6 protein-coding genes and 1 tRNA gene are annotated in these 6543 nt (G+C 30.8%); all 7 read left to right on the top strand.

Translation table 11 applies throughout. The features are described from left to right. Positions 1-19 precede the first annotated feature (19 nt). The 7 genes from SPJ17_RS02175 to SPJ17_RS02205 all read left to right on the top strand — a co-directional run bounded on the left by SPJ17_RS02175 (position 20) and on the right by SPJ17_RS02205 (position 6354). Positions 20-1489 carry a transposase gene (locus SPJ17_RS02175; RefSeq protein ID WP_321092298.1) on the top strand — a complete coding sequence of 490 codons (1470 nt, stop codon included), beginning with the start codon at positions 20-22 and terminating at the stop codon, positions 1487-1489. Between the two features lie 73 nt (positions 1490-1562). Then, the gene (locus SPJ17_RS02180) at positions 1563-2486 is read left to right on the top strand and encodes an ECF transporter S component (RefSeq protein WP_321092301.1); all 924 of its coding nucleotides are present in this window, start codon (positions 1563-1565) and stop codon (positions 2484-2486) included. 98 nt (positions 2487-2584) lie between these two features. Further along, on the top strand, positions 2585-3007 hold the full coding sequence (locus tag SPJ17_RS02185) for a hypothetical protein (RefSeq protein ID WP_321092304.1): 423 nt from the start codon (positions 2585-2587) through the stop codon (positions 3005-3007). A 170-nt stretch (positions 3008-3177) separates the two neighbouring features. Further along, on the top strand, positions 3178-4110 hold the full coding sequence (locus tag SPJ17_RS02190) for a hypothetical protein (protein ID WP_321092306.1): 933 nt from the start codon (positions 3178-3180) through the stop codon (positions 4108-4110). Between the two features lie 57 nt (positions 4111-4167). After that, on the top strand, positions 4168-4665 hold the full coding sequence (locus tag SPJ17_RS02195; RefSeq protein WP_321092308.1) for a hypothetical protein: 498 nt from the start codon (positions 4168-4170) through the stop codon (positions 4663-4665). Between the two features lie 146 nt (positions 4666-4811). Further along, positions 4812-6122, top strand: coding sequence for a phosphopyruvate hydratase (eno, locus tag SPJ17_RS02200; RefSeq protein WP_321092310.1), 1311 nt, complete (start codon positions 4812-4814; stop codon positions 6120-6122). Between the two features lie 157 nt (positions 6123-6279). After that, positions 6280-6354: transfer RNA gene (locus SPJ17_RS02205), tRNA-Gln, on the top strand. The last annotated feature ends 189 nt before the right edge of the window (positions 6355-6543 follow it).

Here is a 6543-nt window from a genome sequence, read left to right on the forward strand (position 1 = left end):
AGAGAGGAGGTGAATTGATGTGAAAAGATATAAAGTTTTAAAACAAAAACTAAAATCTACTAGAGGTGAATTTTTTATCTATAGATTTCTTTCAAGAATGTGTAAGAAAGCATATAATGTAGCTTTAGCTAATATTAAAAAGAATTATGAGATTGACAAGACATATGTTGATAAATATGATAATTATGAAATGATTAAAAATCATGAAGTGTCTTTATGGTTGAATTCAGAAGTATTCCAAAAAACAATCTTTTCAGCTAATGAAGCTTATGAATCCTATTTTAATTTGTTAAAATATCAAAAAGATAATAATTTAGAAATTACAGCTAAAGAACCAGAATATATTAAAGGGTATTATCCCATTACATTTTCATACTTGGGTAAGAAAATGGAGAAGGGTAAAAGAATATTTAATATTCCGCTTTCAGTACCATTTAAACAATTCTTAAGAGAAATAGCTCCGGATATAAAAATTTTAAAGAAATACATAAATCCAAGCATGCTTGAATTACCTGATGAATATTTTATTCGTCTTAGTATTCCAAGATATCTAACCAATAAAAAGATTAAAGAAGTATCTATTATTCCTTTATTTAATGGTAAGAAATTTGAAATAGCATATACATATTTAGATGAAGAAGAAAGAAAAGAATCCAAAGGTGATACTACTTTAGCTATTGATTTAGGAGTAAATAATTTAGCTACATGTGTAACAACAAAGGGCAATTCCTTTATTATAGATGGAAAAAGACTAAAGTCTATGAACCAGTATTATAATAAGAAAATGGCTAAATTGAAAAGCGAAAATCAATATGTATTAAGGAAAAATATAAATCCATTAACCCAAGAACGAATTTATCTAAAGGATTTAAGAACGAATTTATCTATAGATGAATCCTATAAAAATATAATGACGAAAAGAATGATTCATTTAATGGAAAAAAGAGATAATAAGATAAAATATTATATCTATAAGAGTTCTAAAATGATTATTAATTATTGTCTTCTAAATAATATAAATAGAATCATTATTGGAAATTCGAAAGATTTCCAAAATAAAGGATTTGTCATAAGTAAGGAATATTATGCCAAAGATAATTATTCTAAACATATAGAAAAAGAAAAGATAAAGAAAAATAATCAAAAATTCTTGATGATTCCATTTGGAAAACTAATAAATAGAATAAAATATTTATGTTCTAAAAATGGAATAGAATGTATAATTCAAGAAGAATCCTATACATCAGCATCATCATTCTTTGATTTAGATCCTTTACCAATATATTCTAAAGGGAAAAATAAAGAATATACTTTTAGTGGAGAAAGAATAAAAAGAGGATTGTATAAAACAAAAGAAGGAAAATGCATTCATGCGGATATAAATGGAGCATTAAATATATATAGAAAAAGTAGCGTGTGTGATATTCATACTATAGAATATCTATTACGTAGAGGTGTGAACACACCAAAGCGACTTCAAGTTCTTTGAAGCACTTAAAAAAGGAGCCTAAGCTCCTTAAGGGGAAATTTATTTACCCTTTTGTTCTTTCAAGGAGGATATCATGAATATGGAGAAGTCTAGGAAGACGTTAAAGGCTTTAATTGTTGGCTTAGTATTATTATTACTAGGCATTTCTATGATTGTTATAGGTGTTGTATTAAATAATCATCTAAAGACAATTGCAACAGATGCAGGAGAAAAATATTCTCCAGCATGGTTCATTTATTTGCTTGAAATCGGTGGTGCTTTATTCTTTTTAGCATCCTTTGGTAATTTGCATTATTACATGTCCTATAGATTCCATTTCAAGAAAATGAATGTTAAGCAAATGGGAGTGATTGCTGTATTTGCAGCATTATCCGTTATCTTATATTATTTTGGTAAATTTAATTTACCATTCTTCCCAAGCTGGCTAGATGTACAGTTTTCGGATGTCCCTGCCATTTTAGTTTCCTTTATGTATGGACCACTTAGTGGTGTAATTACCATCTTTGTCAGGTTTTTCTGTAAATTACCTGGTACAGTGACTGTAGGTGTTGGTGAGCTTGCCGATTTACTTATTGGTCTTGCGATGGTGATTCCTACAGGATTATTCTATAAGAAGCATAGAACACTAAAGGGTGCATTTATATCTATTGGTATAGGTATGACATCTGGTACATTTGCAAGTGTAGTTGCAAACTGGTTAATTCTAATTCCTGCATATATCAATTTAGCGCATTTCCCAATGGTAGCTTTAGTAAAAACTATGGATGGAATTATATCCGGTGGTAATGGGGTTGTCGTAGAATCTAATTTTATGGCATATTATTTATTTGCAGGTGTATTACCATTTAATCTATTCCGCTATGTATTAGTATTTGCAATCACAATTCTTCTATATAAGAGATTATCTATGCTGATTGAGCATTTTACAGGTGATTTTATTAAAGAGAATAAAGAGACAAATTCTATTGAAAATGAAGAAGAAGTATTAAATAATTAATCATATTATAAAAAAGAATAAGCAAAAGAATGGGCTTTATGGTGTCTTAAGTGTGGATTTATACGTAAACCTGGATGTTAAAGGAGAGTAACAATTTTATGGGACAATTAAAAAGAAAAAGCGATCTTATATGGTTTATTATAATATGTGTAATTATGGGGATTACTATTTTGCTCTCATTGACATTATTTTATGATTTTAGGCAACCATTTTGGATTGAGTTATTTATTACAATTCCTTTATATATCATATTCTTGGTGAAGAAACAAAAGAAATATGCAATAATTTCATCCATCGTCGCTAGTCTAAGTTTTCCAGTTTTGTTAGCATTTAATGTTATGGAGGGATTTCAAAGTTTTTGGCCAGGTGTAGTTTTTTTGATGTCTGATATTATGGCAATATTAACACTTATTTTGATAATAATTTCTTGCTTTACCAAAAAAGAAATTAATGAAACTCCTAGTGAGCCTAAGTGGTTAAATGAAGAGCCTAAAGCGATTTTTCATGATAGTAATGACTAGATTAGTTCCTTTATCTTGCATTTTACAGGCGATTTTATTAAAGAGAATAAAGAAGAAGATATTGTAGAAGAAAGTGTAGCTTTAGAATCTATTTCTAATGATTAAGAGCAATTATGCTCTTTTTCTTTTTGCGGTTTTATAATATAATTGAGTAAAGGAGGATTTAAAATATGAATAAGCATGTAATAAACGCATTATCTTCTTATGAATTTACATATGAAAAATATACCGCTTATGGACAAATCGATGGATATGAGGTTAATGTTTTAGCGCGTCCATTAGACATTGGACCTGTATTAGTTTTTTCAACATATATGCCTTTAGAAAAGAAAAATGCATTTATAAGTAGAATAAAAGCTCACAATTTTTCTATGGTTTCAGCTTCTGCATTAGAATTTGGTGTAGTTGTTACCATTGGAGTAATGACCTCAGGAGGAATAGAAAAGAAATTTAAGGAAGTATTACCTGTAATATTGAATTTACTTCATGAGTTTGAGGCTCCTAAAAAAGATGTTTGCCCTTTAAGTGGTATTGAAATGGATGATCTTAATTCAAAATTAGCACCAATTCCTGAATTATCCATTAAGGTTCGACTTACAAATGATGCGATTGCAAATGTAAACAACCAGATTGAAAAGATAAATGATGAATACGAAGAAGCACCAAATAACTATTTAAAAGGGATGGGTGGCCTCTTCATTGGTGCACTTGTTGGAGTGTTATTAACTATAGGCTTAGGTCTTTTAGGATATATAACCGCATTTGCATCCTTTATATCTATTATTCTTGGTACATTCCTATATTCAAAATTTGGTGGCAAGCAAAACAAAATGATGATTTTGATGAGCTTTGTTATTACAACAATTTCCATTTTACTTGCAGTGTTTGTTATATATATCATCCTAGCAAATAATCTAATGATAGAGGCAGATTTAGCTTATAGAGGAATGGATGCATTTAAATTTGCAATGGCAAATTCAGAGGAATTTAAACGTTCCTTCCTTTTAGATTTGGTATTGAACCTAGTATTTATTGTTCTTGGTATTGTCATATCCTTTTTTACATTAAAGAAGATGATAAAAAGGCCAAAAAAGGTAGAATAAAAAATATAGAGGATTATAAAGAAGAATTTTTAGACAATTGTTTCTTTGGTGATATTTATGTTTAATAAAAACAATTGGCATGAGCCTATATATAAAGAGGATGTAAAGCATGTTATCCTTAACGGATTAATTGCAGCTATACTAGGTGGAATACTTGGTGGTGCATTAGATTATTTATTTAATGTAGTTCTAAAATTCCCTATTTCCTTTTCTTTGATAATCATGGTTCTATTTATAGGTTATAGAACCAGAAGGGGATATTATAGCTATCATATTTTATATCCTGTGCTTGCAATCCTATTTTTGATCCTTTCTATTTTCTTTTGCATATATAGCTTTTATGCAATATCCCATATGGTTATAGGAGAATATAGGATATATTTAATATTTACTTATCCAAGCTTTTGGATTTCCTTTATTACATCTCCTGCCTCAGCCTTATTATTTGGTATAAATAATTTAGATGTTGTATATATTATTTATGGTGTTATAGATTTCATATTTTATATTTGGGCATTTTGGTTTGTATACCGTATAGTCAAGGGCAAAAATTAGTTTTAATTAATATAATTAAAGAAGTGAAATTAAATGAAAGTGTTTTCCCCTCTAAAAAGTAAAAGAGGGGGATTTTTTTATTTTGAAAACTATTGTATAATAGATGATGGTTAAAAAACTATAATTATTTAAGGAGATAAAAAAATATGCCATTTATTACAAGCGTTTATGCAAGAGAAGTTTTAGACTCTCGTGGTAACCCAACTGTTGAAGTTGAAGTTACAACTGAATCTGGTGCTTTCGGACGTGCATTAGTTCCATCTGAAGCTTCTACAGGCGTTCATGAAGCACTTGAATTAAGAGACGGTGATAAGAGCCGTTACTTAGGAAAGGATACAACAAAGGCTGTTAAGAACGTTAATGACGTTATCGCACCTAAGCTTTTAGGTATGGATGTTACACAGCAGGTTGCTATCGACCATTTAATGATTCAGTTAGATGGTACTGAAAACAAGACAAATCTTGGTGCAAATGCTACATTAGGTGTTTCTATGGCTTGTGCTCGTGCAGCTGCAAACTATTATGGAATTCCTCTATATAACTATTTTGGTGGTTTCAATGCAAAGCAGTTACCTTTACCAATGATGAACATCTTAAACGGTGGTGCTCATGCAGATTTCTGTATTGATTTCCAGGAAATCATGATTCTTCCTGTTGGTGCACCTTCTATTAAGGAAGCTGTTCGTTGGGGTGCTGAAGTATTCCATGCATTAAAGAAGATTTTAAAGGCTAACGGATATGTTACATCTGTTGGTGATGAGGGTGGTTATGCACCTAAGTTAACTTCTAACACAGAGGCTTTCGAGCGTGTAGTTGAGGCTATCAAGGCTGCAGGTTATGAGCCAGGTAAGGATATTTGCTTAGGTATCGATGTTGCTGCATCTGAATTCTACAATGAAGAAACTAAGAAGTATGTATTAAAGGCTGATAAGGGTGAATTCACTTCTAAGGAAATGGTTGATATTTACTATACGAACCTAGTTGAGAAGTTCCCTATCGTTACTATCGAGGATGGTCTTGCTGAGGATGACTGGGAAGGTTGGAAGTATTTAACGGATAAGCTTGGTGACAAGGTTCAGTTAGTTGGTGATGACCTATTCGTTACAAATACTAAGAGATTAGTAAAGGGTATCGAGCTTGGCGTTGCTAATGCAATCTTAATCAAGGTTAACCAGATTGGTACATTAACTGAAACTTTCGAAGCTATCGAAACAGCTAAGAGAGCAGGTTATACTGCAATCGTTTCTCACCGTTCTGGTGAAACTGAGGATACTACAATTGCTGATATCGTTGTTGGTACTAACGCAGGTCAGATCAAGACTGGTTCTGCATCTCGTACAGACCGTATCGCTAAGTATAACCAGTTAATGAGAATTGAAGATGATCTAAATGGTCGTGGACAGTTCCCTGGTGTATCTGTATTCGCAGGTAAGAAGTCTATTTACTGCATTAAGTAATAAATAAAAATGAAATGAAGAGGTGCTTTGGCATCTCTTCAGTTTTTATTTATATAATAAATAAAGTATGAAACAAAAAAAGTAAAACAGGGGCTTTACAACGAAAATATTTGTTATATAATATATACTGTCCGAAATATTGGACCTTTTTATCCATAGCAGCTGAGCCAAGTGGTAAGGCATTGGACTCTGACTCCAACATTCATAGGTTCGAACCCTATAGCTGCTGCCAATATAAAACAAATGCCATGGAAATCATGGCTTTTTTTCTTCTATATTCCTTGTGTTTCCCCATTTTTTAATTCACGCACCAAAGGTAATAGTACAAATTTTATAAAGTATCCATAATTTTTAAAATTAAAATCTCAAAAATGGCTTAACTGCTTATTAAAATAACATTTACTACTTATTTACAAATTTA

Source organism: Anaeroplasma sp., assembly GCF_034179385.1.
GTDB lineage: Bacteria > Bacillota_I > Bacilli_A > Acholeplasmatales > Anaeroplasmataceae > Anaeroplasma.

Bases quoted from the DNA above. Each gene is read 5' to 3' on its own strand.
- eno (WP_321092310.1), top strand. From the start codon at position 4,812: ATGCCATTTATTACAAGCGTTTATGCAAGAGAAGTTTTAGACTCTCGT.
- SPJ17_RS02190 (WP_321092306.1), top strand. From the start codon at position 3,178: ATGAATAAGCATGTAATAAACGCATTATCTTCTTATGAATTTACATAT.
- SPJ17_RS02180 (WP_321092301.1), top strand. From the start codon at position 1,563: ATGAATATGGAGAAGTCTAGGAAGACGTTAAAGGCTTTAATTGTTGGC.
- SPJ17_RS02195 (WP_321092308.1), top strand. From the start codon at position 4,168: ATGTTTAATAAAAACAATTGGCATGAGCCTATATATAAAGAGGATGTA.
- SPJ17_RS02185 (WP_321092304.1), top strand. From the start codon at position 2,585: ATGGGACAATTAAAAAGAAAAAGCGATCTTATATGGTTTATTATAATA.